General features: G+C 62.9%; 19 protein-coding genes. 6 read left to right on the top strand and 13 right to left on the bottom strand.

Going from position 1 to position 25,706, the window contains the following annotated elements; all coding sequences use genetic code 11:
• Nucleotides 1-168: 168 nt before the first annotated feature.
• Nucleotides 169-1,827, bottom strand: a complete 1,659-nt coding sequence (locus PQQ96_RS30135) for a Na+/H+ antiporter (protein ID WP_408299373.1) — start codon at nucleotides 1,825-1,827, stop codon at nucleotides 169-171.
• A gap of 384 nt (nucleotides 1,828-2,211) precedes the next feature.
• Here PQQ96_RS30135 and PQQ96_RS30130 point away from each other — a divergent pair, with 384 nt between their 5' ends.
• Nucleotides 2,212-3,480, top strand: coding sequence for a sensor domain-containing phosphodiesterase (locus tag PQQ96_RS30130; RefSeq protein WP_408299371.1), 1,269 nt, complete (start codon nucleotides 2,212-2,214; stop codon nucleotides 3,478-3,480).
• Nucleotides 3,481-3,693: 213 nt separating this feature from the next.
• The gene (locus tag PQQ96_RS30125; RefSeq protein WP_408299370.1) at nucleotides 3,694-4,395 is read left to right on the top strand and encodes a copper homeostasis protein CutC; all 702 of its coding nucleotides are present in this window, start codon (nucleotides 3,694-3,696) and stop codon (nucleotides 4,393-4,395) included.
• A 183-nt stretch (nucleotides 4,396-4,578) separates the two neighbouring features.
• Here the strand turns inward: PQQ96_RS30125 and PQQ96_RS30120 are convergent, their stop codons facing one another.
• The 4 genes from PQQ96_RS30120 to PQQ96_RS30105 form a co-directional block, all read right to left on the bottom strand.
• Nucleotides 4,579-8,166: an indolepyruvate ferredoxin oxidoreductase family protein gene (locus PQQ96_RS30120; RefSeq protein ID WP_408299368.1), complete on the bottom strand. Its 3,588-nt coding sequence runs from the start codon at nucleotides 8,164-8,166 to the stop codon at nucleotides 4,579-4,581.
• Between the two features lie 213 nt (nucleotides 8,167-8,379).
• Nucleotides 8,380-9,870 carry a YfcC family protein gene (locus tag PQQ96_RS30115; protein WP_408299367.1) on the bottom strand — a complete coding sequence of 497 codons (1,491 nt, stop codon included), beginning with the start codon at nucleotides 9,868-9,870 and terminating at the stop codon, nucleotides 8,380-8,382.
• A 79-nt stretch (nucleotides 9,871-9,949) separates the two neighbouring features.
• Nucleotides 9,950-10,720, bottom strand: coding sequence for an IclR family transcriptional regulator (locus PQQ96_RS30110; RefSeq protein ID WP_408299365.1), 771 nt, complete (start codon nucleotides 10,718-10,720; stop codon nucleotides 9,950-9,952).
• A gap of 37 nt (nucleotides 10,721-10,757) precedes the next feature.
• The gene (locus PQQ96_RS30105) at nucleotides 10,758-11,651 is read right to left on the bottom strand and encodes an N-formylglutamate amidohydrolase (protein ID WP_408299363.1); all 894 of its coding nucleotides are present in this window, start codon (nucleotides 11,649-11,651) and stop codon (nucleotides 10,758-10,760) included.
• Nucleotides 11,652-12,051: 400 nt separating this feature from the next.
• Between PQQ96_RS30105 and PQQ96_RS30100 the strand changes: the two genes are divergently transcribed.
• The gene (locus PQQ96_RS30100) at nucleotides 12,052-13,167 is read left to right on the top strand and encodes a porin (RefSeq protein WP_408299361.1); all 1,116 of its coding nucleotides are present in this window, start codon (nucleotides 12,052-12,054) and stop codon (nucleotides 13,165-13,167) included.
• A gap of 20 nt (nucleotides 13,168-13,187) precedes the next feature.
• Here the strand turns inward: PQQ96_RS30100 and PQQ96_RS30095 are convergent, their stop codons facing one another.
• From PQQ96_RS30095 to PQQ96_RS30060, 8 genes are all read right to left on the bottom strand, one after another.
• Nucleotides 13,188-14,159 (bottom strand): ion channel, encoded by a 972-nt coding sequence (locus PQQ96_RS30095; protein ID WP_408299359.1) that lies wholly within the window; start codon nucleotides 14,157-14,159, stop codon nucleotides 13,188-13,190.
• A 305-nt stretch (nucleotides 14,160-14,464) separates the two neighbouring features.
• Nucleotides 14,465-14,710: a hypothetical protein gene (locus tag PQQ96_RS30090; RefSeq protein WP_074285658.1), complete on the bottom strand. Its 246-nt coding sequence runs from the start codon at nucleotides 14,708-14,710 to the stop codon at nucleotides 14,465-14,467.
• Between the two features lie 61 nt (nucleotides 14,711-14,771).
• Nucleotides 14,772-15,002, bottom strand: coding sequence for a hypothetical protein (locus PQQ96_RS30085; RefSeq protein WP_408299357.1), 231 nt, complete (start codon nucleotides 15,000-15,002; stop codon nucleotides 14,772-14,774).
• 147 nt (nucleotides 15,003-15,149) lie between these two features.
• A complete protein-coding gene (locus tag PQQ96_RS30080; RefSeq protein WP_408299355.1) occupies nucleotides 15,150-16,058 on the bottom strand; it encodes a carbohydrate kinase family protein in 909 nt (302 codons plus the stop codon).
• 5 nt (nucleotides 16,059-16,063) lie between these two features.
• Nucleotides 16,064-17,338 carry an AGE family epimerase/isomerase gene (locus tag PQQ96_RS30075; protein WP_408299353.1) on the bottom strand — a complete coding sequence of 425 codons (1,275 nt, stop codon included), beginning with the start codon at nucleotides 17,336-17,338 and terminating at the stop codon, nucleotides 16,064-16,066.
• Entirely contained in the window at nucleotides 17,335-18,321 is a 987-nt protein-coding gene (locus PQQ96_RS30070) for a LacI family DNA-binding transcriptional regulator (protein WP_408299351.1), read from the bottom strand. The genes PQQ96_RS30075 and PQQ96_RS30070 overlap by 4 nt, the downstream gene beginning before the upstream one ends.
• Nucleotides 18,322-18,519: 198 nt before the next feature.
• Complete coding sequence (locus PQQ96_RS30065; protein ID WP_408299349.1) at nucleotides 18,520-20,373, bottom strand: EAL domain-containing protein; 1,854 nt, start codon at nucleotides 20,371-20,373, stop codon at nucleotides 18,520-18,522.
• A 277-nt stretch (nucleotides 20,374-20,650) separates the two neighbouring features.
• On the bottom strand, nucleotides 20,651-21,679 hold the full coding sequence (locus PQQ96_RS30060; protein ID WP_408299347.1) for a bile acid:sodium symporter family protein: 1,029 nt from the start codon (nucleotides 21,677-21,679) through the stop codon (nucleotides 20,651-20,653).
• Nucleotides 21,680-22,221: 542 nt separating this feature from the next.
• On the opposite strand from PQQ96_RS30060, the gene PQQ96_RS30055 reads away from it, so the two are divergent.
• From PQQ96_RS30055 to PQQ96_RS30045, 3 genes are all read left to right on the top strand, one after another.
• Nucleotides 22,222-22,788 carry a hypothetical protein gene (locus PQQ96_RS30055; RefSeq protein ID WP_408299345.1) on the top strand — a complete coding sequence of 189 codons (567 nt, stop codon included), beginning with the start codon at nucleotides 22,222-22,224 and terminating at the stop codon, nucleotides 22,786-22,788.
• Nucleotides 22,789-23,314: 526 nt separating this feature from the next.
• Nucleotides 23,315-24,403 carry a porin gene (locus PQQ96_RS30050; RefSeq protein ID WP_408299343.1) on the top strand — a complete coding sequence of 363 codons (1,089 nt, stop codon included), beginning with the start codon at nucleotides 23,315-23,317 and terminating at the stop codon, nucleotides 24,401-24,403.
• A gap of 213 nt (nucleotides 24,404-24,616) precedes the next feature.
• Complete coding sequence (locus PQQ96_RS30045) at nucleotides 24,617-25,558, top strand: LysR family transcriptional regulator (RefSeq protein ID WP_408299341.1); 942 nt, start codon at nucleotides 24,617-24,619, stop codon at nucleotides 25,556-25,558.
• Nucleotides 25,559-25,706 lie beyond the last annotated feature (148 nt).

The raw sequence follows: 25,706 nt of genomic DNA, 5'->3' as shown, positions 1-25,706 counted from the left end.
GCCGTAGGCATACAGACAAGAAAGCGCCGCGCAGGCACAAAAATCAAGGAAAGGCCAACGCCGCAGGCGTACAGAAGACTAAGCGCCGAGCAGGCAAACAAATCAAGGAAAGCCCAACACCGCAGGCACACAGACGAACAATCGCCGAACAGGCAAAAAACCAAACCTTCATTTCCTCCGAGCAGTCAGCGCCGTCTCCGACAAATCCACCTCCCGCATCAGCTTATTCAAAGTCTCATCATTAATCTCCTGAGAACTCCGCAGCGCAAGCAGCGCCTTCCTCTCCGCCCGCATCGCCGCCAACTTCATCCGGAACTCCAGCGCATCGGCACGGCGCGCCATCTCACGCAGTTCTTCCTGTTCGTCACCCAGCGTGGCAAGCCTGCGTCGATAAATATCCATCACGCGAGCGGTGACATCCGCCGCATAAGCGGATGCCGACTCATCCAGATCCGCGCACTCGACATCGTGCACCTCATCGACCGCGCGAATCGCCGCTTGCGCTGCCGTCGTGCGTGCCAGCGCTTCCTCCACAGCATGCGGATCCTTCCCTCGCCGCCAGCCGCGCAGCAGCAGTGGCAACGTCACCACCGCCACCAGCAGCGATAAAAGAATCACCCCCGAGGCAATAAAAATCGCGAGGTCCCGTCCGGGTAACGGTGCGCCGCCAGGCAAAACCTCCGGCAGCGACAACACGCCCGCCAAGGTCACCGCCCCGCGGACACCGGCGACGGTCGTCACCGTGACCGTGCGCAGGCCGGGGACCGCGTTGGCTACGCCTTGCTTCGTTGCGCCGCGGCTCGCGAACCAGCGCAGCAGCCATACCCACACGAAGCGCAGTGCGTAGAGCGCCACCGCCACCGCGGCGATGTAGCCGATCAGCAACCACACCTGTGCGTTGTTGGTCTCGTGCGCGTCGAGCAGCGCCCGGCCGAGAATGTGCGGAAACTGCAGACCCAACAGAATGAACACCATGCCGTTGAAGACGAACTCGATCATCGTCCACGTGCTGTTCGCGCGCACTCGCGATGACACCGGCCCGGCGTTCCAGATGCTCGCGTAGTTCATCATCATGCCGGCCGAGACCGCGGCCAGAATGCCTGACAACTCGAAACGCTCGGCAATCAGATACGCAGCGAACGGAATCAGCAGCGTCATCACCACGCCGGGCGCCGGATCGCCTTCTTCGTTAAGACTCAGAAAGCGCGCCGACACAAAGCTGACCAGCCAGCTCACCGCAGCGCCGATGGCGAGACCGCCCCCCGCAATGATCACAAAACTGATCGATGCGTCGCGCAGCGAAAACGCCCCCGTCAGCGCCGCCGCAATCGCGAACTTCAACGCGACAAGGCCCGATGCGTCGTTCATCAACGCCTCGCCCTCGAGGATGTGCATGAGCCGGCCGGGAATCCTGCCCTTGCCGACGATACCTGTGAGCGCTACCGCATCGGTCGGCGACAGCACCGCGGCAAGCGCGAATGCGACCGGCAGCGAGATCGACGGCACCAGCGCATGCACGAAGTAGCCGACCGCCAGCACCGTCATGAATACGAGGCCGAGCGCCAGCATCAGAATGGAGCGGCGCGCCATGAACAATTCGCGCTTGGGAATGCGCCATCCATCCGCGAACAGCAGCGGCGGAATGAACAGCATCATAAAAATTTCCGGATCGAAGGTGACGTGCAACCCAAGCCTCGGCCAGGCGAGCAATGCGCCGATCGCGATCTGGACGAGCGGCAGCGGCAAGGCGATCGGCAGCATCCGGACAACGACCCCCGAAGCGGCGACGGCGAGCAAAAGAATCAGTACGGTAAAGACAATATCCATCGGTCTATTTATGGAAATATAACGGTGCTTCCTCTGCGAACGTCGACGATGTCGCCGCATATCGGCCACAAGGCGTGCGTGAGGCGCAAGGCAGAAGTTTAGCCCGACGACGCATCGCGCCATCGTCAACCTGGCAAGACGCCCGCGAGCACAGCGGGGAAGTGCCACGGGATGACGGCGCACCTAAATGGTGCGCGCCACGCCCGTGCGCGGCGCATCCTCCCTTCCGCCGGTGCAATCGGACCTGCAAATTTCATTTGAATGTGCGCCAGCGTGCGCATGGAGCTTGCTTAAGGAATATCGATGACGCACATTTTGGGGAACGGTGCCGAGGTTGTTCGCTTCCGCGTTCGGACCGGCCCGGCTCTCGCATGAGAGGATTGCATGACGATTGCGCAACAGGAAAGGACGGCCAGCGCGCCGCATGGCTTCGACGTCGAGGTGACGTCGGGGCTCGAACGTTTTTCGGCGCAGCATGGCGAGCTGACGTTGACCAGCGTGTTTCAACCGATTTTCAGCCTGTCGCATATGCGGGCGGTTGGCTACGAGGGGCTGCTGCGCGCGCACGACGCGCTCGACCGGCCCGTCTCGCCGCTCGACGTATTTGGCGAAGCAGCGCGGCTGGGTGATGTGCTGCAAGTCGACCGGCTCGCCCAAACCCTGCACCTGGAAAACTTCAAGGTACTCGGCGCCGAGCGCGAATGGCTGTTCCTGAACGTCCATCCCGGCGCGCTCACCGATCCGTATCTCGCCGCCGCCTTGCTGGCCAACCTGAAGCGGCTTGATCTGTCGCCGCGACGGATCGTTCTCGAGGTGCTCGAACAGGGCGCAGAGGATCTCGAACGTCTCGTCGACGCGGTGCGCCAGTTCCGTGAGCGCGGGTTCCTGATCGCACTCGACGACTTTGGCGCGGGCCACTCGAACGTCGAACGGATCTGGCAATTGAATCCCGATATCGTGAAGCTCGATCGCATCATGCTGTCGCACGCCGCGCATCGTGCTGATATGGCGACGATTCTGCCGGGGCTGGTGGCGCTGCTGCACGAAGCGGGCAAGCTGGTGCTGATCGAAGGCGTCGAAACGGAGCATGAAGCGCAGATGGCGCTCGCCTGCGACGCGGACTTTGTGCAGGGGTTTTTCTTCGGTCGACCGAATCCCGGTGCGGCCGACGCAGCGCACGCCACGACGTGCATCAGCGAAGTCACCGATCGCTATCGCGATCAGGCCGAAGCGCGCGAGCGCCGCAATGCGAGCCGTCTCATACCGTACCTGCGGGCGTTCGAGCGCGCTGCGGAACGGCTCGCCGCCGGCGAACCGCTCGAGGAAGTGTGCTGGAATTTCCTCGCGCTCGACCATGCCGCGCGCTGCTTTCTGCTTGACGCGAAGGGCAAGCAGGCGGGCCGCAACGTCGTGTTGCGCGCCGATCGCGCAGCGCATGAGACGCGCTTTTTGCCGCTGGCCGATGCGCAAGGGGCGAACTGGCTGCGACGTCCGTATTTCCGCGCGGCGATCAATTCGCCGGAACGCGTGCATGTGACGCGGCCGTATCTGTCGATCAACGAGGCGTTGCCGTGCGTGACGCTGTCGGTGGCGACGCGTGTCGGTGAGCAGACGTGCGTGCTGTGCGGTGATATCGATTGGGTCGAGGAATAGCGGCTCGGACGGGGCGCTCTGACGGGTGTGCGGCGGTCCTGGTGGTTCAAATCGGGAGGGCGAGTAGCGGCTGTGATGGTTTAGATCGGAACGGTGAGCGGCGGCAGCGGTGGCGCAAATTAGAAGGGTGAGCGACGGTCCTCGTGGTTCACATTGGCAGGGTGCGCGGCGGTTCTGAGATCATGTCGTTTTTAACGATACTCAGCCGCGCTTATGTCCGTCCTACTTGAAGTGATCGCCACGACCGTTGCCGACGCCCGGCTTGCCGCGCAGGCCGGTGCGAACCGTCTCGAACTCGTCACCGCGATGGGCGAGGGTGGTTTGACGCCGAGCCTTGGGTTGATTGACGCGGTGGTTGCAGCGGTTGAGATACCGGTGAACGTGATCGTGCGGCCGCATAGCCGCTCGTTCGTCTATGACGCCGACGACTTCGCCGTGATGCTGCGCGACGTGCGTGCCGTCAAAGCGGCCGGCGCGAACGGCGTGGTGATCGGCATGTTGACGGCAGACGGTGAAATCGATCGCGAAGGCCTCGCGCGAGCAATCGATGCGGCGGACGGATTGGCAATCACCTTCCATCGTGCGTTCGACGAAACGCGTGATCTGCAAAAGGCGCTCGACGTGCTGCTCGGTTTCGATGCCGTGACGAATGTTCTGACCTCGGGCGGCAAACCTTCGGTACTGCAGGCGGAGTCGATCGTGCGTGACCTGGTGCGGCAAGCATCCGGCTCACATTGCACGGTGCTGGCGGGGGCGGGTTTGACGATTGATGCGGTGGCTGGCTTCGTGAGCGCGACGCAAGTTCAAGCGGCTCACTTCGGTTCGGGCGTGCGCGTTGGCGGCAATGGTCTCGCACTCGTCGATGCGGCGAAAGTCGCGCAGGTGAGAGCGCTGTTGGACGCAACGCATAGCTGATTCATCGAGGTAAAATCAGCACCACCGGACACAGCGCGTAGCAAAAATCTGCGTCCACCGGACGCAAAGTGCAGCAAAGAATTAGCGCGACTGAACGCAACGCGTAGCCAAACCATCAGGCAAGAAAAATGCCGCTTCGAGGTTCAACCCGAAGCGGCATTTTTCATCGGTAGCGCGAAAGAATTACTTTGCGACGACCACCGGGATGCCGCGCAACTGCCCGGCGCCCTTCATCTCTTCGAGCGATTTATTCACAGACGGACTCGTCGCTGCGTCGATCTGCAAGCGCGCAGCGAGATCGCGCTCACCGCGCTTCACGCCCGCCAGATTCGCCAGCTTCACGTGACCGTAACCGCGTACACGGGCATGCAGATCGGCGAGTTTCGCGACGTCTTCCAGATTGTTCGCGTTGAGCTTCGGGAACGCGCGTTGCAGCGTGGTTTCATAGTCGTCGGCGAGTTCGCGCTCCATCTTGCGTTCGAGCGTGCGGCCGAACGGATCGAGCATCGTGCCCCGCAGGCCGCTGAATTTCGCCATCACGCCGAGCACCGGCCACATCCATTGACCGAAGGTCTTCTTCTTCGGATTGACGCCCGGCTGGGGACGCGTGAGCGTCGGCGGCGCGAGGTTGAATTTGATGCCGAAATCCTTGCCTGCGACACCTTCGAATTGCGCTTCCAGTGCTTCACGGAAGGCCGCATCCGTATGCAGGCGCGCCACTTCGTATTCGTCTTTCACGGCGAGCAGACGATAGAAAGTCGTCGCCACGGCACGCGTGAGGCGCTCGCTCTTTGCATCGCCGGCGGTTTCGGCACGACGTGCCGCATCGACCAGCGCGCGATAGCGCTTCACGTAACCGGCGCCACCGTACGTCTGGAGACGGCCCTCGCGATGTGCGATCAGTTCGTCGAGCGTATCGACTCGCACCGCCTGCTTCGCCAGATGCCGTGCCTGCCACAGCGATTCGAGCGCAGCCGGGTCTTCCGCTGCCACACGTCCAATCGAAAACGCCAACTGATTCATCTGCACCGCGACGTTGTTCAATTCAATCGCGCGCATCATCGCGGCGAACGACACCGGCACGAGACCGAGTTGCCAGGCATAACCGAGCATCAGAATGTTCGCGCCGATGGTGTCGCCAAGGAAACGCGTGGCGAGCGCCTGGGCGTCGCACGTCGACATGCGGTCTTCACCCGCGGCGTGGCGCATCTTGTCGATCAACGCATCGGCATGTAGCGTCGCGTCCGGGTTCTGCACGAAGGTCGCGTTCGGAATGGCGTGCGTGTTCACGACGATGCGCGTGCGGCCATGACGAACCGTTTGCAAGGCATCGGCACTCGCGCCCACGACCATATCGCAGGCGAGCAGCACATCAGCCTGTTGTGTGTCGATGCGCACCTGATTGAGCCACTCGTCGCGCGCGGCGAAGCGCACGAACGACAGCACCGAGCCGCCCTTTTGCGCGAAGCCCATGAAGTCGAGCACCGATGCGCTCTTGCCTTCGAGATGCGCGGCCATGCTGATCAACGCGCCGACGGTCACGACCCCCGTGCCGCCAACGCCGGTCACCAGAATGTCGTACGGTGCGGCATCGAGACGCGTCGCGGGAATCGGCAAGGTGTCGACGCGCGCAGCGAGCGCTACCGGATCGAACGCAGCGCCCGCGGCTTTCTTCAGCTTGCCGCCTTCCACTGTGACGAAGCTCGGGCAGAAACCATTCACGCAGGAATAGTCTTTATTGCACGACGATTGATCGATGCGGCGCTTGCGCCCCAACGCGGTTTCAACCGGTTCGACCGACAGACAGTTCGATTGCACGCCGCAATCGCCGCAGCCTTCGCACACTTCCTCATTGATGAAGAGACGTTTGTCCGGATCGGGAAACTCACCTTTCTTCCGGCGACGCCGTTTTTCAGCCGCGCAGGTCTGGTCGTAGATCAGCACGGTCACGCCGTCGGTATCGCGCAACTCGCGCTGCACGGTGTCCATTTCGCTGCGATGGTGGAACGTCGTGCCCTTCGGAAACAGGTCGTGGTGACCGTCGTATTTTTCCGGCTCGTCGCTGACCACGACGAAGCGCGACACGCCTTCCGCTTCCACCTGACGCGCGATCTGCGGCACCGAGATGCTGCCGTCGACCGGTTGGCCGCCCGTCATCGCGACGGCATCGTTATAGAGGATCTTGTACGTGATGGTGGCTTTCGCGGCCACCGCCTGGCGGATCGCGAGAATGCCCGAATGGAAGTAGGTGCCATCGCCGAGATTCTGGAAGACGTGGCGGGTTTTCGTGAACATCGAATGCGAGGCCCAATCGACGCCTTCACCGCCCATCTGAATCAGGCCGGTGGTGTCGCGCTCCATCCACGACGCCATGAAGTGACAGCCGATCCCCGCATGCGCGATCGAACCCTCAGGCACTTTGGTCGACGTGTTGTGCGGGCAGCCCGAACAGAAATACGGAGTACGTTTTACGCTATCCGCTGCATTCGAGAGGATTTGCGGCGCGACCAGATCGACCACACGCTCGCGGCGATCCAGCGCCGGTTTGTGCTTCGCGAGCCAGTTCGCGAACACCGGCAGAATGCGCGACGGCCGCAACTCACCGAGCGACGACAGCAGCAGCGTGCCGTCTTCGGCGTTCTTGCCGACCACGATCGGACGCGTGCCTTGCGTGCGGTTGTACAGATAGTCTTTGATCTGCTGCTCGATGACCGGGCCCTTTTCCTCGATCACCAGCACTTCGGACAAACCGGAAACGAACGCGTCGATGCGCGTCATTTCCAACGGGAAAGACAGGCCGACCTTGTAGATCCGCACGCCGGCCGCTTCCAGATCGGCGACTGTCAGATCGAGGCGGCGGAGCGTTTCCATCAAGTCCAGATGCGCCTTGCCGCACGTGACGATACCGACGTTCGCATGCGGACTCGGCGCGATCCATTTGTCGATGCTGTTGGTGCGCGCGAAATGACGCACCGCGTCGAGCTTCGCGTGCATCCGCGCTTCGATCGTCAGGCTCGGCAGATCGGGCCAACGGTTATGCAGGCCGCCGGCGGGCGTTTCGAAATCTTGTGGAATCGTCCATTCGGTTTGCAGCGCGTCCAGATCGACGGTGGAGCCGGATTCGACGGTTTCCGAAATCGCTTTATAGCCGACCCACGCACCTGAGAAACGCGACAGCGCCCAACCGTACAGGCCGAACGCGAGCATGTCGGCGATGTTCGACGGATTCACCACCGGCATGTGCCAGGCCATCAGCGCGAAGTCGCTCTGATGCGGCATCGACGACGACACGCAGCCGTGGTCGTCACCCGCCACCACCAGCACGCCGCCGTGCGGCGACGAGCCGTACGCGTTGCCGTGCTTCAGCGCATCGCCCGCGCGGTCCACGCCGGGGCCTTTGCCGTACCACATGGCGAACACGCCTTCGACGGTGCGCTCCGGGTCCGATTCCACCCGCTGCGTACCGAGCACCGCGGTGCCGCCGAGTTCTTCGTTGATCGCCGGCAAAAAGCGAATATCACTCGCCGTGAGCAGTTTCTTCGCTTTCCACAACTGCTGGTCGACCATGCCGAGCGGCGAGCCACGATAGCCGCTGATGAAGCCGGCTGTGTTCATGCCCTGCGCGCGGTCGGCTGCGCGCTGCATCAGCACGAGGCGCACGAGCGCCTGTGTGCCGGTCAGGAAGATCCTGCCGCGCGTGGCGGTGAGGTTGTCCGAAAGCTTGTAGTCGGCGAGAGCGGGCGTGCCGTCGATGGGCAGGCGAGCGGTCATGGGTGAGTCTCCAATTTTTTGCATCCGCGCGCCGTGGGTGGGGACCACAAAAGGTGACGCGGCGAAAGAGACTCTATTTTTTAGCGCCGATTGGAGTGAATTTTTTCTACTTGCCCAGGAGTTAGTCGAAACCGCGCGACGGGGCGCGCGTTTTAATGAAGTTTTGAGATGGATCTGCCACGCGGCGGGCGGGTTCGGGTATGCCCTGGTGTTTCAATACCCCGTCCAGACTGCCAACGCCAGCGCGCCACCAGAGAGCAACAGCAGCACCACGAACAGCGGCAGGATGAACCTGATCCACTGACCGAAGCCGACCCGCGCGGTAGCGAGATACGCGAGCAGCATCCCCGAGGTCGGCGTCACCATGTTCGTCAAGCCGCCGCCCAACACGAAGGCGAGCACCGAGGTCTGCCCGCTGACACCGGACAACTGCGCAATCGGCCCAATGATCGGCATGCTGACCGCGGCCTTGCCGGAAACGGACGGAATGAACACGTCGAGCACCATCTGCACGGCCATCAGGCCGTTCGCCACCCACACCGCCGATTGGCCGCGCGCGAGCCGCGTGAAATGCTCGATCAGCGTGTCGAGCACCAGACTGTTCTGCAGAATCAGTTCGACCGATGCCGCGAGCCCGATCAGCAAGCCCGCCAGAATCATCCCCTTCATGCCGTCGACGAAAGCATCAGCCGCGCTGCGCGAATCGAGCCCGCCCACGGCCGCCGTCACGATGCTGATGAACACGTAGAACGCGGACAGCTCCACGTTGCCCCAATGCAATTCACGCGTGCCGATCACCAGCATCGCCGCGGCGATCGTCAGCACGATCAGCGTCGCCTTGTGGCGGCCCGAGAGCTTCGCTTGTGGGTGTTCGTCGAGGCTTGCGCGTGCGGCGGCCAGCCGGTAGCCGCTTAAACGCACGTGAGCCAGCAGATACAGAATGCCCAGCGTCAGGAACACGACGAACACGCCGATGCGCATCGCGATGCCGCTAAAGAGCGGCACGCCGACGATCGGCTGCGCGACCGCGAGCGACAGCGGATTGGTCACCGAGGCGATGTAGCCGACCTTCGCGGCAATCGCGACGAGCCCCACCGCGAACAGGTTCGATAAACCGAGCCGCCGCGCCAGCACCATCACCATCGGAATGATCACGAGGTACTCGGAAATGAAGCCGAGCAGCGTGCTGCCGAGGCCGATCAATACCATCAGCAGCGGCGCCAGCACATAGACGTTGCCCGCGGTGAGTTGCAGGAGCCGGTCGATCCCGGCATCCACCACGCCCGTCTTGCGCATCACGCCGAACATGCCGCCGACGAACATCACCATGAAAATCAGCGGCGCGTTCTTGATGAGGCCATTGGGCACCGCGACGAACGCCGACACGAGGCTCGCGGGTGCGGCCTGCTCGGGCGTGCTTTGGGTGACGCTTGGCGCGACCAGCGTGGCGAAGCTGTGGCTCTTCGGCACCACCTGATAGGTGCCCGGCACGACCAGCTTGTCGCGGCGCTCGAAGTGGCCGGCGTCGATCAGATAGGTCATCGCCACGGCAGCGAGCACGACCCAGATCATCATCACCACCGGATGCAGCATCTTGCCGTGAGGCTTCTTTTCATCGCTGCCGCTGCCGGGATGGCTGCCTGGCGGTTGGTCGTCGTCGGCGGTGGGCGCCGCGGGTGGGGCAGGTGGCGTGAGCGTGGTCATGGGCGGGTTCCTGTCATGCGATTCGATGCGCGGGCTAGCGGCTTGGCGCAGGGTGGCCGGAGCAGTCGGCAGTTGGCGTTCATGCCGGTTGCGGATTCGTCTGCGGCGCGGTGTAGCCGAGTTCGGCGGAGATCGTGCGGCTGCACGCTTGCAGACGTTCGAGGTAATCAGGAATCTCAATCCGGCTAATGCGCATCTCTGGCCCCGAGACGCTGATCGCGGCCACTGCCTGGCCGCTCATATCGCGTACCGGCACCGAGATGGCCACCGCACCCGTCGTGACCTCACCCACGCTCACCGCATAGCCTCTGCGCACAATCACATCGAGTTCGTCGATGAGCTTCATCAGGTCCGGCGCTTGCGGCAGTTTCTTCAGGTGCGCGAAGTATTCGGTCTTGACGGCGTCCGGTGCGAACGCGAGCAGGATCTTGCCGGACGCGCCGCTGTTGAGTGAGCGCCGGTTGCCCACCGCGCCGATCATGCGCATTTCATGCGTGCTTTCGCAGCGCGCGACGCACACCGTTTCCAGCCCTTCGCGCACACGCAGCACGACGTTTTCGTTGATCGCCTGATTGAGCGCAAGCATGTGCTTTTGCGCCGAGCGGACCAGCGTGTTCTGCTGCGCGGCCGCGACGCCGATCACGAAGGCCTGCGGACCGAGTGCGTAGGTCGAGGCGCGTGTGTCCTGGACGACGAAACGATGCAATTCGAGCGTGCACAGCATGCGGTAAGCGCGCGACTTGTTGATGCTGAGCTGATTGGCGAGCTCGGTGACGCCGAGACCCGGATGTTCGGCAACATGGCTCAGCAGCTTGAGCGCGCTGTCGACGGAATCGACGATGTAGTTCACGGTTGTTCCTTCCTTCGAGGCTTCTTTGGTTACGCCATTAAGCCGGGCGGGTCGCGGCAAGTTGCGCGCGGACGTAGTCGGCGAGCGCGGCGACGAAGGCGTCGAGGTCGCGCTTGAGCGTGTCGAAGCCGGCGTGTTTGACGAACGCGGCTTCGTCCATATACAGCCCGCGCTTCAGTTCGATCTGGATGCTGTGCCTGCGCTGCGCGGGATCGCTGACAGCCGCGAGCAGATCGCCGCCCTGATACGGCTCGTTCACCTGCACGCGATAACCCACGCTGCTGAAATAGTCCGCCACCCATTGCGTGAAGGCTGGGTCCGCGGTGGTGCCGCGGCGGTCGCTGATGACGAAGTCGGGTCGCTCAACGCCGGCGTCGACGTTCATCTCGTTGCCGCGCGATTTCATCGAATGACAGTCGACGTGCCACAGCGCGCCGTGCTGCGCATAAGCGCGCTCGGCTGCGGCACTGAGCGCCGCCCGGTAGGGGCGGTAGTACGCGTCGATGCGATGCTGCACTTCGGCGACCGACAGCTTGCGGTCGTACATCGGCACGTTTGGCAGCGCGTCGCGCCGGATCAGGCCCATGCCGCGCAGCGTGTACTTCCCTGGGGCAAGCGGCTCGGGCCAGGGCTCGGCGAGCAACTGCGCATCGATATCGGTGATCGCGCGGTTCGGGTCGATGTAGGCGCGCGGGAAATGCGCGCCGATCAGGACGCCACCTTGCTCCGGCACACCTGCCCACAGTTCGTCGACGAACGCATCCCACGAGGTGTGAATCGCGGCGGCCGGCGCGGACGTGCCGAAGTCGGCCGGCAGCGCGATGCCGCTGTGCGGCGAATCGAACAGGATCGGCAGGAGAGCCGCAGTGGGTTGCGCGATAAAGAACGGCGCGTCGGCGGGCGCGGCAAAAGTGTTGCTATCGGGCGTCAAAACAAATTCCTTTCGAGTGGCCGACGCGCTTTAAAGGTCGTCGTGGCCAGAGTCAGTGGCTTGTGTGTTTTATTAAATAAAACAACGTATCAATATTTAACGACGAACCTAATTGCAGGTCAAGTGACTCGTCGAAAGCCTTGCTATCCGGGTCGTTCATTTTTAAATCCTTTCTGGTCAAAGATTTGCGCTGTGTTAGCCAGTAAAACCCCCAGCGCCCGGTTGTGCCGTCAATGCGGGCAAACCAGTATCTCTACGGTCGCTTGACCAAGTAATTTTGCGTTTCGAATAATAAACGATACGTTGTTTTATTCAATAAAACATAGATTTCGAAACGCTCACACAGCAACCGGGCGGCTTCGACGGAACAGGTTCACACACTCACAAAAAGGAAACGCAGATGAACAGGATCGGTTTGGCGATGGCGCTTGCGGGCGCGGGGATCGGCGCGGTGCTCGCGGTGTCCAGTGGCAACGCCGCGGCACAGTCGAGCGTGACGCTGTACGGCATTGTCGACTCCGGCATCACCTACACGAGCAACCAGAAAGGCAGTACGACCTGGCAGGCGACCGGCGGCAACGAGCAGGGCACGCGCTGGGGCATGGTGGGCACGGAGGATCTCGGCGGCGGCACCACGGCGATCTTCAAACTGGAGAATGGCTTCAACATCGAGACCGGCACGGCGAGCGCGAATGGCCGCATGTTCGGCCGTCAGGCGTGGGTGGGTTTGGCGAACCAGCGCTGGGGGTCCTTCACGATGGGTCGCCAGTACAACGCCGCGCAGGATTCGCTGGCGCCGTTGCAGATCGGCGCGAGCACGTCACTGACGCAGTACGCGCTGCATCCGTTCGATACCGACGACCTGAACAACTCGTTTCGCACCGACAACTCCGTGAAATACGTCACGCCGAACTTCGCGGGCTTCCAGGGTAATGCGATGTACGGTTTCTCCAACGAGACCAACTTCGCGCAGAACCGTAGCTGGAGCGTTGGCGGTACCTATGCGCAGGGTCCGTTGCATCTCGGCATTGCCTACGTAGTGCTCGACAATCCGGCGCTCGACACGACCGGCGCGATTCCCTCGGATAACTACTACACGTTCCTGAAGGGCATCACAAAGCAGCAGATCTGGGGCGCCGCCGGCACGTATGACTTCGGCAATGCGACGTTCGGCGTGCTGTACACCACCTCGCTGTTCAATTTGCAGACGGGCGCCTCGCAGCGCTTCAACAACTACGAAGGCAGTTTCCGTTACCGCTTCACGCCGGCCGTGATGTTCGCAATCGGCGAAACGTACACGCAGGTTCTGACGACGCAAAGCACGAAGCCGAGCGTGCACTATCTGCAAACCAGCGCGGGCGTCCAGTACTACCTGTCCAAGCGCACCGATCTGTATATGAACGCGATCTATCAGCGCTCGTCGTCGAATACGGTGGCGGATGTTGAAGGGATCAGCAATCCGTCGAGCTCGAGCACGCAGGTGGTGGGCGTGGTGGGGATTCGCAGCAAGTTCTGAACGGGCACCGCCCGCGCGTTCTACGGCGCGGGCGCTTTCGCCTTAGGTGCGGCGACCGGCGCTGAGTCGAGCGGCACGACCTCGTTGAAATGCGAGTAATCGATATGACTCACGCCGCCCTCTTCACGCATGATGTCGGCGAAACGGTGTTGCCAGCGGATCTGCTCGCAACGCCACATATAGCGCGCCTGCATGGTCTGCGAGGTCGATTCGTCGACCCCTTCGAGCGTGAGCCACAGCGATGCATCACGGCCCGTGAGCGTTTCGGCGGTCTCGCCAAATAGCGGACTGCTTTCGTCGATGACGTGCATCATGACCCACCCCAGTTTGAACACGGGATGCTGGTCGCGCACCAGCGTCAAGTCGTAGAGCTTGCGCAGCGTATAACCTTCCGCGGAGGTTTCCAGTCGCATGAGGCGAAGTTTCGCCCGCGCTTCGGCGATCACGTTTTGACGCGCGTTGGCGGCGCGCACCATCAGCGTCATGCGGCCCTCGTACGGCCATACGACCGCGTTGCGGGCGAACATGATCTTGGCGTGCGGGCGTGAGAAGCGCGCGAAGATCAGTCCGGTCGCCAACGCGATACTGGACATGCCGACAAAGATCTCCAGTGTCGCGATCCAGTGGGCGTAGACCGTTTGTGGGTGCATGTCGCCATAGCCGACCGTCGCGAGTGTTTCGACGCTGAAGAAAAACGCGCCGCCGAAGCCTGCCGGAAACTGATTGGCGATCGGTGCGTGGCCGAGCATGTAGAGCGCGGCAAACACGGTGTTGAGCAGCAGGAACAAGACCCCGAGCGAGACAAAAAACGTCGGCCAGCGGAGCATAAGCGCGCGGTGATAGAGATCCTGCCAGAGCGGCGTCGGCATGCCGTGCGCGATAACGACGCGATCATCCAGGCGTAATTCCCGGCTGCCGCCCGTGCGACGTTTCTGTGCACGCGTTTCGTCGTCGCCGATGCTGGAAAGATGGTCTGGTGATTCGGTCGCCATCGCGTGCCCGTGGAGAGGAAGAACGCGTAAAGCGTAGCACGCCGGTTAGCGCGCGGAGGGGGATTGTCGGCGCGCTGAAGGGACGTTGCAGAGCGTGCCTCAACGGCGGGCTGCACCGACGTCGAGGTAGCACATCAACGACGTGTTGCGCAGGTGTCGAGGTGGCGCATCAACGGCGTGTTGCACGAGCGTCGAGGTAGCGCTTCCAACACCCGCCTGCGGTATTTTGGGCGAGCGTGCAGGAGATGCGGCGATTCCGCGCGCCTGGTGACGCATGCGCCTGCGTCAATGCGCCCGCCGTAGGGCTACGGAAAGGCCCGCGGTTTCGGAATGCCGGCGCCGTGTTCGATGTCGTCAACGCCTTGCTGGTGCGCGGCGGCGATAGCTTCGGCTTCATCGGCGTAGCCGTTGTCGCCGCCGACGGTGGTCCACGGCTTGACGGCTTTCTCGCGATGCCGGATTTCGTATTCCGCGTCCCAGCGTGCGCCGTTGAGTTCGAGCGGGCGGACGTGAATCGAGTACACGCCGTAGAGGAAGAGCTGTTCAGCCATGGTCGCCTCCAGCCGGTTGATTCAGAAGTGGCGCAGTGCGCTGGGCGCGGCGCCGGGTTGCCTAGAGTTCGATTTCCCCGAGGATGCGATGGGCGAGAGCCTTGGCTTCCTCGAGGGCTTCCTCGGGCGTGGAGGAGGTGGCGTCAACCTCGTAGACCGTGGTCTCCTGGTCAGCGCTTGCTTCGCCATCGTCGCGGGCGAGCGTGACCAGACCCTGCCACGTGTCGCTTTGTACTTCTCTTACCGACGCGGTGGCCGTGTAGATGCCTTTGGTGTAGGTGATGTCATCCATGGCGACGCTCCTTCTTCCAAAGGGTTGGGTTTTTTCATCCTAGCACGATGATCGAGGTTCGGCTTTTCGCCCGCGCGGCGCTCGATGTCGACGACCGACGTTGGCAACCGGTGTCTTTAACAATACGCGCCGCACAAGGCAAAAACACTACAGTAGCGCGACAACTTCGTCCAAAGAAGGTGCATGTGCACCAGCATGGCGGCAAGCCGCGGCACCGGCCGCCAACGAGAAGGCGAGGTGCTCCTGCCACGTTCGCTGCGGCGCGGTCATCAAACTGAACAGTAAACCGCCGATCGAGGCATCTCCCGCGCCAACCGTATCGACCACTTCGACCCGAGGCGGCCGAGCCTCCACAACCATGGCGCCGTCGATCAGCATGGATGTCTCCGGCCCGCGCGTCACCAGCACGGTGGCGGCAGGATTCATGGCCCGCAACTGCGCAAGCGCGCCGGCCTCGTCGTCCGTCTTGAACAGCATGCGCAAATCCTCGTCCGACACCTTGATCAGATCGGCGAGCGCGGCCATCTTCCGCAACGTGGGCTCGTACCCGTGCTCCATCAGGTTCCGGTAATTCGGATCGAAACTGATCTTCACGCCGCGGGCGCGCAACTCGGCGGCCAACGCGGCAAGCGTAGCCCCAAGTGGCTGACGCACCAGGCTGATGCATCCAAAGTGAGCCCACTTCACCTGCTCGATCCAGCCAGCCGGCAAGCGCGCCGGATCGAACGCCAGATCGGCGCCGTTCTCACCCATGAAAAAGTACGCGGGCGGATGCGTCTGATGGACGATAGCCAGCAGGGGCGGCCGCTCCACGCGCTGCATGAAGCGCATATCGAGCCCTGCGGCGACGCTGGCGTTCCACAGTTCGTCGGAAAAGTTATCGACGCCCAGCGACCCGGCAGATGCCGTTGGCAAACCGAGCCGCGCCACGCAGCGGGCGACGTTCCAGCCGGCGCCGCCGGGACGCGAGAGCCATTGCGAGGCGCCGGTGCGCACGAGATCGGTGAGGATGTCGCCGGCTGAAACGAAGAGGGGGAATTCAGTGTTCTCGCTCATTTTGCTTACTCCGCGGATTCGGACGAAGCGGCCGCGCCGTCAGGCAGTGCGTGCGCCAGCACCTCGTAGCACGCGCCCATCGTGTGATAGTCGGTCTTGCCGGCAGGGCTCTTCTCGTCGCTGTATTTACGGTTGTCGCACGTGAGGATCCGGTACCACGCGCCATACTTGTGATCGACGAAATGCGCCCAGCTGTAGCGCCAGATCTCGTCGTACCAGTCCCAGAAGCGTTCGTTGCCGGTGCGCTTGCCAAGCAGCGCGGCGGTCGCGAACGTCTCCGCCTGGACCCAGAAATACTTGTCGTGATCGCACACGGTGCCGTCTGGGCCGAAGCCGTAATAGAGGCCGCCGTGATCTTCGTCCCAGGCATGCGTCATCGCGGCGTCGAATAGCTCGATGGCGCGCGGCAGCAACCACGGCAACGGACGGTAGCGCTCCAGAATCAGCAGGAGCTTGGCCCACTCGGTCTGATGCCCCGGCTGGAAGCCCCACGGACGGAAGATGTTCGAGCTGTCTTCCTCGTTGTAATGCCAGTCGACCGACCAGTCCGCGTGAAAGTGCTCCCACACGAGTCCTTGCGACAGCTTCGCCTGCCGCAGCGTGATGTTCGACGCCACCCGTTCCGCACGATCCAGATAGACGAGATGTCCGGTTGCTTCGTGCGCGGTCAGCAGTGCCTCGGTGGTGTGCATGTTCGCGTTCTGGCCGCGGTACGAACTGACGCGCCAGTCGGGCGATGCTTCGTCGGCATAGAGGCCGGCGGCGGCGTCCCAGAAACGGTGTTCCATCAACTCGAAGGTCGCGCCGATCATCGGCTTCGCTTCCTCGATGCCGGCCATCGCAGCATGCGAATACGCAAGCAGGACGAACGCGAGGCCGTAGCAGTGGCGGGTTGCGTCGAGCGTGTGTTTCTTGCCGTCGCGCCATTCGAGCTCCCAGTCGTAGCCTTGGTGCTCAGCGTCCCAATGCGCTTCGCGCAGGAAGCGCAAACCGTGGCGCGCGTACTCGAGATGCTGCGGGTCGCCGAACTGGCGGTACGCCATCGCATAGTTGAAGACGTAGCGGCACGTGCTCACCAGATGCCGCGTGGTCCTGTCGTAGACCGAGCCGTCGTCGCGGAAGAAATGGAAGAAGCCGCCGCTTGGATCGAGCACGTTCGGCGCGTAAAAGCGCAGCGTGTCCTGCACATGAGAGAGCAGAAAGTCGCGCTTGCGGAAGCTGTCGACGGGCGGCACGGCAACGGCGCCGTTGGCGGGGTGAAGCGGATCGGATTGCGTCATGGCGTTTTTACCAAAGTACTGGCACGGGCAATGAGATGGACGGGCAAGCGGACTTCGAGTTCAGCGGGTGAGTCTTCAAGCAGCAGTTCGACGCCGCGCCGGCCGAGCGCTTCCTTGTCGACCGAAATGGTCGACAGTGGCGGCGTGGCATGCGCGGCGGCGGGAATGTCATCGAAGCCGATGATCGCGATGTCTTCCGGCACGCGGATGCCGCGCGCGAGGCACGCGCGCAGCGCGGCGAGCGCGGCGGCGTCGTTGTAGGCGAATACGGCATCGGGCCGCGGGCCGGATGCGTCGAGCAACTGGTGCATCGCGCGCGCGGCGCCGCTGTCGGGATCGAGGCCGGCGTCGATCGTGACTTCCAGCGAGGGGTCGAACAACAAGTCCGCTTCGAAAAACGCGCGCCGGTAACCGAGCGCGCGCTGGGCGATGCTGAAGTGCGCGAGCGAGCCGCCGATGAACGCCACGCGCTTGCGCTGCTGCGCGAACAGATGCCGCATGGCGAGCGTGGCGCCCGCGGCGTTGTCGAGATTCACCGAGCGCAAGCCCGGTGCCCACAGGTCGATCAGCACGAGCGGGCGTTGCATCGCCACCAGCGTGCTCAGCGTTTCGGGCTCGACGAAACCGGCGACCGCCACCGCGTCCGGCGCATGCAGGCGCATCTGCTGGATCACGTCTTCGGTCGGACCGGCGGTCAGCACGGAAGGGACGATGCCGCGTTCGCGGCACGCGTCTTCCACGCCGTGCAGCACATGCGAAAAGAACGGGCTGACGGCGAAGTTGTTGTGCTGACGGTGCAACAGAAAGGTGAGGCGACGGATGCGCGGGCGCAGTTGGGCGGCGTCATAGCCGAGTTGCCGCGCCGCTTCGACCACGCGCTCACGGGTGGCCTCGGAAAGGCCCGGCTGATTCTTCAGTGCGCGTGAGACGGTGCCGATCGACACGCTGGCCGCGCGGGCGACGTCGCGGATGGTTGTGGCCATCGAATGAAGCGGCCGCAAGAGGGCGGGCCGCACGGTGTTTTGGTTCGGGCGATTGTATAGTAAAACCTGGCTAAAACAGCCTTGCAATCGCGCGATCCATACCCGGAGATACCCGTAGGCAGTGGCGCTGGCCTGATTTATGTTGTTTAGTAAAACAAGCTAAACAAGCTTGGTGTTGGCGTCGGCACGCCTGCGCGCCTAGTCGGCAGGTATCGCCACCATGTCGGTCTGTCCACGTAACAGCGCCACGCTTTCATCCGCATCGATCAGCACGAAACCGCTCGTCTCGTGCTTTGCGCGCCGCTTCGCCAGCGCCGCGACCAACGCAATTTCCTCGCTGCTGTAAAACGACGGACCGCCGTCCGACTCGACGCGCACGCAGCCGATCGCCATCGTCACGAAGCCGAAGAAGGTCGGATTACCACGCCGGTCCTCACCGTGGATGCCGCCGGCCAGCCGGTCGGCGGGCGCGTAGAAACGCTGCGCGCCTTCGTTGAACAGGTGGATCGCGCGCAGCACGCGGTCCTGCCAGTCCTCGCTCTGGAACAGGATCAGGAAGTCGTCACCGCCGACGTGGCCCAGGAAATCGCGGGTCGGGTCGCAGACGTCGGCGAGCACGACGGCCGCGAATTTCAGCACTTCGTCGCCCTGCCAGTAGCCGTACTGATCGTTGAAGGGCTTGAAGTGGTTCAGATCGACGTAGCACGCGTAGAAGCCGGCGTCGTTGCCGAGCAGGCGGGCGATGTGCGAACTGATCGGGATGTTCCCCGGCAGGAAGGTCAGTGGGTTCGCGTAGCGCGCGGCTTCGATGCGCACCTCGGTCACCGCGCGTACCAGGTTCTCGCCGGTGCCGAGACCGGCGTATTTGCCGTCGTTGTCGGTGATGACGAAGCCGTCGGCGAGATAACGCTGGTCGTCGCTTGCGAGCAGCTTGGCCATTTGCTCGACGGTCATCGATTTCTCGATGATCACCGGCGAAGCGTTCGCAAACTGCAAGCATGGCCGCTTGCCGAACAGCTCGCGGTGATACGGCAGCGCGTAGCGGTCCATGAAGCTGCGGCGGTTGATGAGCGCAACCGGTTCGTCATGCTCGACCACCGCCACCGCGTGCAGATCGGGCAGGCGGTTGAACAGTTCGAGCACGTCGTTGTTGGTCGCGTGGCGCGGTAAGGCGGGCGCATGCACCATCATCTTCGCCGACGCCATGCCGCCCGACGGCGACGCGCTGCTCACCGTGCGCGTGGTCTCCGGGAACACGGCGATGTGGCCGGCGCGCAGGGCGTCGCGGGCGTCGTCGGTGACGCTGCGGGCCGGCTGGGCATGCGGCCGGCCGAAGAAATAGCCCTGCCCGCAGCCAATTCCCATGTCGCGCACCACGATCAGATCGGCTTCGTCCTCGATGCCTTCGGCCACCAGCTGCGCGCCGCTGGCGTTGGCGAAGTGCTGCATCGCACGCACGGCTTCGAACTTGAGCGAATCGCTGGAGATGCCGTGGATGAAAAAGCGGTCGATCTTCACGACGTCCGGTTGCAGGCGCACCCAAAGATTCATGCTGGCATTCGCGGTGCCGTAGTCGTCGAGCGCGAATTGCGCGCCGACTGTGCGCAGCACCGAAATCACCGACAGGAAGCCGGCGACATCCGGAATCGTGCTTTGCTCGGTCAGCTCGATCACGATTCGTTGCGGGTCGACACCGCGATGACGCAGCAGCGCGAGCGTGTCGTCGCGTGCTTCGGCCAACTGACGGATCGCGCCCGCGCTGAAATTGAGAAACAGCTTGCCGTCGAAATCGAGCCTCGCGAACGCGTCGATGCAGGTGCGCGCGGCGGCCTGCTCGAGATCGAGCGTGCAGCCTTCGGCGAGCGCCTGTGAGAACAAGGCGAACGGTGCTTCGAGCGACGTGCCCGCCGGGCCGCGGATCAAACCTTCGTAGCCGAGGATCGCGCCGTCGTCGAAATTGATGACCGGCTGGAATACGGCGGATAAATCACGCCGGGCGATCAACTCCTCGATGCGCGGCGTAGCGGATCGGGAGGGCGAACGAGGTTGCATGGCAGTTAGGCGTAGCGATCGACCTTCGTCTTATCGACCCATCCTGCCCGGAATTAAGTGAACTTTTAGTGAAGGGTTGCACCGCGATGGTGCGTTGCGGCCTTAGGCTTGCTGCTGGCGGGTTCTGCCGCACCCAGGACTTCGCCTATGCCATCCGGCTGAGGCGACAGCGGCGGCGTTTGAGCGTGAAATAACAAAAAAGCCGCACGAGGCGGCTTTCTTCAAATGACGCTCAGGGAGGGCGCTTATGAATGTCCTGTTTGCATTGCGCGCGTATTCACCGGCGCGCGACAGCGGCGGCGGGCCGCTCGCGCGAGCCCGCGTGGGTTTCGCCGCTGGTGTCGCGAGCCCCCCAGCGCTGCGCGAGCGCGGCGCACACCATCAACTGGATCTGGTGGAACAGCATCAGCGGCAAGACTACGGCGCCCACCGCATGCGAGGCGAAAATCACCTTGGCCATCGGCACGCCGGCCGCGAGGCTTTTCTTCGAGCCGCAGAAGATGATCGTGATCTGATCGGCGCGGCTAAAACCGAGCCGCTTGCTGACGAAGATCGTGACGGCCAGCGCGAGCGCGAGCAGCACAACGCTGATCAACAGCAGGCCGCCGAGTGCCGACAGCGGGATCTGGTGCCACAGCCCCTCATTGACGGCCTCGCTGAACGCGCCGTACACCACCAGCAGGATCGAGCCCTGGTCGACGAGTTTCAGCACACCTCGGTTGCGCTCGATCCACTTGCCGATCAGCGGGCGCAGCAATTGCCCGGCCACGAACGGCACCAGCAATTGCAGAACGATGTTGCCCACCGTATGCCACGGCGAGGCGCCGCCGCTCGCAGCCTGATTGGTGACGACGAGGCTGACGAGTGCGGGGGTGATGAAGATACCCAGCAGGCTCGAGGCCGACGCGCTGCACACCGCAGCCGGTACATTGCCTTTGGCAATGGACGTGAACGCGATAGACGATTGAACCGTCGACGGCAGCGTGCAGAGGAAGAGGACCCCCGCATAGAGCGCCGGCGTGACAAGTGGCGAAAGGAGCGGCTTAAGCGCGAGGCCGAGCAGCGGAAACAGCGCGAACGTGCTGAGCAGTACGACCAGATGCAAACGCCAGTGCGTCGCGCCCGCAACGATCGCTTCGCGTGAGAGCTTGGCGCCGTGCAGGAAAAACAGCAGGCCGACCGCGACGTTCGTCACCCAGTTGAACCCGACGGCGGCCTGCCCGTGAACCGGCAGGAAGCTGGCAAGGATCACGGTGCTCACGAGGCACAAGGTGAAGTTGTCGGGAAGCAGTTTCGGGCGAGCCATGGCGGAATCTCGATTCGGTGATGCGGAAAGCAGGGGGCGCGCGAATGCACTGCCTCAGGCTATGGAAAACGCCTATTGTTGTTGAAAACTGATTGAATATGCAAATTCATTTACCGAATCGATTAATGAGCTTCGTGCATTAAGTCGTTGTGTCTGCAACCTTCCGGCAATGCCTGCGACCAGTTCCAGTATTGGCGACCGAATCTGTTTGGTCCACTGCCGTTTTGACAATCTGGCGAAAAATCCGGCTGCGATTCGTCATACCCAAGCGCGTTCGGCGGATCTCGAAATCGCCTTTCTATCAAGCTGTTACGGAGCTTTTGCGCAAGGGCTCTGTCGCGGAAAAACGTCGCAGTAACAAGGTGTTACAACAGCGGTCGAGGCCTAACACTTTTTGGCTCGACACCCTTTGCCGGCGCCCATAAATTACTGCTCAGAGGCCATCGGGATGCCCTGCGCCGCGGCAGATACGCAGCGCCCGTGCCAGTCCCAGAACAAGTCCATCGCAGCTCGAACGGTGGGTTTCAGGCAAGTCTTCGGGCATGAGAGTCACTTTGGTGGACGGGTTGTCGAGAACGAAGCACTGGGCGTTGGGCGCGGTTATCGCTGCGCTGTGCTCGTTCGCCTATGCAAAAGCGCCGGACATGCCGCACGGCGGCGGTGGGTATTCGCGTGCCGCCGCGGGCCCCGCCATGCGAGGCGAGGCGCGTAATGGTGGCAATTACGGCGGCCATTACGATGGCGCCGCCAATGTCAGGCCGGCCCGCAACAACGTGGCCGACAACTACGCGCGCGTGCCGCGCGGCGGCGCGAACTTCGCAGCCGGCAACTACGCCAACGGCTTTGGCGGCTACAACCCAGGCATGCATCGTGTCGCCGGACCAGCCGGATATCCTGACAATGGCCGCGGCGGCATGCAGTACGCCGGCGCTATCACCCCAGTCAGCGCGGAATCGCGCGCGGTGCCGCGGCCGCCGGCCAACGCGCCGGTTCGCACCGGTTCGATTCGCGCCGACGTGGCCCGCTATAACGAAGAGCGCGGCTCCTCCCGTGCAATGCAACGCCAGCCTGACGACCCGCGTCAGCAGGAAGTGCCGTACCGTAACTAGACACTCGCTTTTCGTCTTACCGTTCGTCTCCCCAGATTTCCCTCCCACCCTACGCAGAATCCGCCTCTCCGGCTTTCAAACCGGATTGCCGTGGTATTCCCGCGTCGCTCCAGTTCAAGAAGCCCGCGTCAATGTGACGTATTGACGCCACACTTTTTTGAAAACACTCGGCAGCACCCCCCCTCCCGTCGTCAAATTTGGTCGCATCTGTCGCGGCGCGTCATCCGCCTGTCATCTGAACCGTTATCACCCAGTCGGGTGCAATGTCAGTAACGCTTTGCGCCGAACCGCGAGGTCCGCCGCGATGCGGCGATAACAGACGCGGGCAGTGCTTTATCAGGCCGATATGCGACAAAACTAATCAGACCGCTATACCCGCAATAAGCCACGATATTTTTGTCCATGAAAATGGTCCGCAAAGATGATCCTGCCCAGATTGACTCGCTGATCGAACAGACAATTACAACGGTTCGCGAGCTCCCCCTTTCGCACAGCCACACCCTTTTTGACAAAGACAGGAGAACCCATGAAAACAAGCATCAGCAGTGCGCTGAAGACCACCCTCAAGGCAACCGCGTGTGCCGCCCTGCTGGCCAGTGCATCGTCTGCTTTTGCGCAATCGAGCGTGCAACTCTACGGTCAGGTCGACGAATGGGTCGGCGCGCAGAAATTCCCGGGCGGCAAGTCGGCCGTTGAGGTGTCCGGCGGCGGTATGTCGACGTCGTACTGGGGCTTGAAAGGGGCTGAGGATCTGGGCAACGGCTACAAGGCGATCTTCGCGCTGGAAGGCTTCTTCCTCGCACAGAACGGCCAGTACGGCCGCTTCACGGGTGACACGATGTTCTCGCGTAACGCCTACGTCGGTATCGAATCGCCCTACGGCACGGTAACGGCTGGCCGTTTGACCACGCCGCTGTTCGTGTCGACGATTCTGTTCAACCCGTTCGTCGACTCGTACCAGTTCTCGCCGATGGTATGGCATACCTATCTCGGCCTCGGCACGTTCCCGACTTACTCGACCGATATGGGCGTGACCGGCGACTCGGGCTGGAGCAACGCGGTGTCGTACTCGTCGCCGAACTTCAATGGCCTGACCGCGCAAGCAATGTATGCCCTCGGCAATACGGCGGGTGAGAACGGCGCGAAGAAGTGGAGCGGCCAGGTGCTGTACTTCCACGGCCCGTTCGCGGCGACCGCGGTGTACCAGTACGTGAACTTCAACAGCGTGCCGGGCGACCTCGGCAGCTTCGATACGTCGGGCGTTCCGGGTCTCAAGAGCCAGAGCGTGGCGCAAGCCGGTGTCACGTACGACATGAAATTCGTGAAGTTCTACGGCCAGTACATGTACACGTATAACCAGCAAACCATTTCGAGCTGGCACGTGAATACGGGGCAGGGCGGCGTGACGGTGCCGGCCGGCCCGGGCTCGGTGATGGCGTCGTACGCCTATTCACGCGATGGCGGCGGCCTCAACCAGACTCGTCAGACGGCTTCGATCGGCTACGATTATCCGCTGTCCAAGCGCACGGACGTCTACGCGGCTTATATGTACGACAAGATCAGCAGCCAGTCGAGCGGCGACACGTACGGCGTCGGTCTGCGCGCGAAGTTCTAAGCGTCTGGGGGCAAGGCGAGCGGCACCTGCGAGCAGGTGTCGCGTGACGCCAACCCTGCAGAACCTGGCAATATCCAGCAATACCTGCAAAGCCCACCTTCTCCGGAAGGTGGGCTTTGTCGCTTCTGGCGCGCGCGCCTACCCGATTTGCCGACCAGTTTTTGATAAACCCGGCAAAATGGCGTCGATTGATTCCTGAGGCGAGTGATTGAGATGGATACCCTTGTCAGCATGAAAGTGTTCCGCCATGTGGTCGAGGTCGGCAGCTTTGTCGGCGCGGCCGAACGCATGGAGATGTCGGCGGCGATGGCGAGCAAGCATGTCATGCACCTCGAACAGCAGCTCGGCGCGCGTTTGCTGAACCGCACCACGCGGCGCGTCGCGCCGACCGAGGCGGGCCGGGAATACTACGAGCGCCTGAGCCAGGTGCTCACCGAACTCGAAGAAGCCGAGCAGGTAGTCGGCGCGGCGAGCGTCGTGCCGCAAGGGCGCTTGCGGGTGTCGTCGCTGTCGGCGTTCGGCTTGAGCCATGTGATGGCCGCGGTGGCCGACTACGCCGCGCAGTATCCGCAGGTTACCGTCGACATAACTTTGTCCGACCGCGTGGTCGAACTGATCGATGAAGGCTTCGACGTCGCGATCCGCGCTTCGCCGAGCGGGCTGAAGTCGTCTTCGCTGATTGCGCGGCTGATTGCGACGGCCCATCTGGTGCTGTGCGCGTCGCCGGCCTATCTGCGACGGCACGGCACGCCGAAGACCGTCGCCGATCTGGCGCGTCATAACTACCTGCAATACGCGGGCGTGGCGCCTCTGGAAATTGCGACCGCGACCGGCGGCAACGGCACGCCGCGCGTGCGCCTTACCGGCAATCTGATCGTCAACCACCTGGAGGCGCAGCGCGTGATCGTGCTGCAAGGCGCGGGTATCGCAATGCTCGGCACCGAGGTGATCGGCGACGATCTGGCCACGGGGCGCCTTGTGCCACTGCTGGTGGACGACGTGCCGCCGCGCGAGCTACCGATTCATGTGGTCTACGCGAGCCGCCGGCATCTGTCGGCCAAGGTGCGCTCGTTTGTCGACTTCCTGGCCGACCGGTTTGCGAACGAATCGCTTTGGCCTTCGCTCGAACAGATCAAGGCGCTGGCGGTACGATAGGCGAGAAAGGCTGCACGGCGTAGCTGGCCGGACCGCGAGACGTGCCTATCCACGCTGCCACGCCAGCCGGTTCGCAAAGCGCGCTGATCAGAGCGGCCAGCCCGATCAGGCGCCGGGCCCCATTTAGCTATACTGGTTGCCAGCACCC

Origin of the sequence: Paraburkholderia sediminicola (assembly GCF_046027825.1) — a bacterium.
In the GTDB taxonomy this organism is placed as follows: Bacteria; Pseudomonadota; Gammaproteobacteria; order Burkholderiales; family Burkholderiaceae; genus Paraburkholderia; species Paraburkholderia sediminicola_D.
Note: the sequence above shows the minus strand (reverse complement) of the source record. Positions and strands in the feature narration are given on the sequence as shown.

Coding starts and splice junctions, on each gene's coding strand:
- PQQ96_RS30090 (WP_074285658.1), bottom strand. CDS start 14,710: ATGGCTGAACAGCTCTTCCTCTACGGCGTGTACTCGATTCACGTCCGC.
- PQQ96_RS30120 (WP_408299368.1), bottom strand. CDS start 8,166: ATGACCGCTCGCCTGCCCATCGACGGCACGCCCGCTCTCGCCGACTAC.
- PQQ96_RS30085 (WP_408299357.1), bottom strand. CDS start 15,002: ATGGATGACATCACCTACACCAAAGGCATCTACACGGCCACCGCGTCG.
- PQQ96_RS30135 (WP_408299373.1), bottom strand. CDS start 1,827: ATGGATATTGTCTTTACCGTACTGATTCTTTTGCTCGCCGTCGCCGCT.
- PQQ96_RS30045 (WP_408299341.1), top strand. CDS start 24,617: ATGGATACCCTTGTCAGCATGAAAGTGTTCCGCCATGTGGTCGAGGTC.
- PQQ96_RS30065 (WP_408299349.1), bottom strand. CDS start 20,373: ATGCAACCTCGTTCGCCCTCCCGATCCGCTACGCCGCGCATCGAGGAG.
- PQQ96_RS30115 (WP_408299367.1), bottom strand. CDS start 9,870: ATGACCACGCTCACGCCACCTGCCCCACCCGCGGCGCCCACCGCCGAC.
- PQQ96_RS30050 (WP_408299343.1), top strand. CDS start 23,315: ATGAAAACAAGCATCAGCAGTGCGCTGAAGACCACCCTCAAGGCAACC.
- PQQ96_RS30130 (WP_408299371.1), top strand. CDS start 2,212: ATGACGATTGCGCAACAGGAAAGGACGGCCAGCGCGCCGCATGGCTTC.
- PQQ96_RS30055 (WP_408299345.1), top strand. CDS start 22,222: ATGAGAGTCACTTTGGTGGACGGGTTGTCGAGAACGAAGCACTGGGCG.
- PQQ96_RS30100 (WP_408299361.1), top strand. CDS start 12,052: ATGAACAGGATCGGTTTGGCGATGGCGCTTGCGGGCGCGGGGATCGGC.
- PQQ96_RS30060 (WP_408299347.1), bottom strand. CDS start 21,679: ATGGCTCGCCCGAAACTGCTTCCCGACAACTTCACCTTGTGCCTCGTG.
- PQQ96_RS30125 (WP_408299370.1), top strand. CDS start 3,694: ATGTCCGTCCTACTTGAAGTGATCGCCACGACCGTTGCCGACGCCCGG.
- PQQ96_RS30095 (WP_408299359.1), bottom strand. CDS start 14,159: ATGGCGACCGAATCACCAGACCATCTTTCCAGCATCGGCGACGACGAA.
- PQQ96_RS30080 (WP_408299355.1), bottom strand. CDS start 16,058: ATGAGCGAGAACACTGAATTCCCCCTCTTCGTTTCAGCCGGCGACATC.
- PQQ96_RS30075 (WP_408299353.1), bottom strand. CDS start 17,338: ATGACGCAATCCGATCCGCTTCACCCCGCCAACGGCGCCGTTGCCGTG.
- PQQ96_RS30070 (WP_408299351.1), bottom strand. CDS start 18,321: ATGGCCACAACCATCCGCGACGTCGCCCGCGCGGCCAGCGTGTCGATC.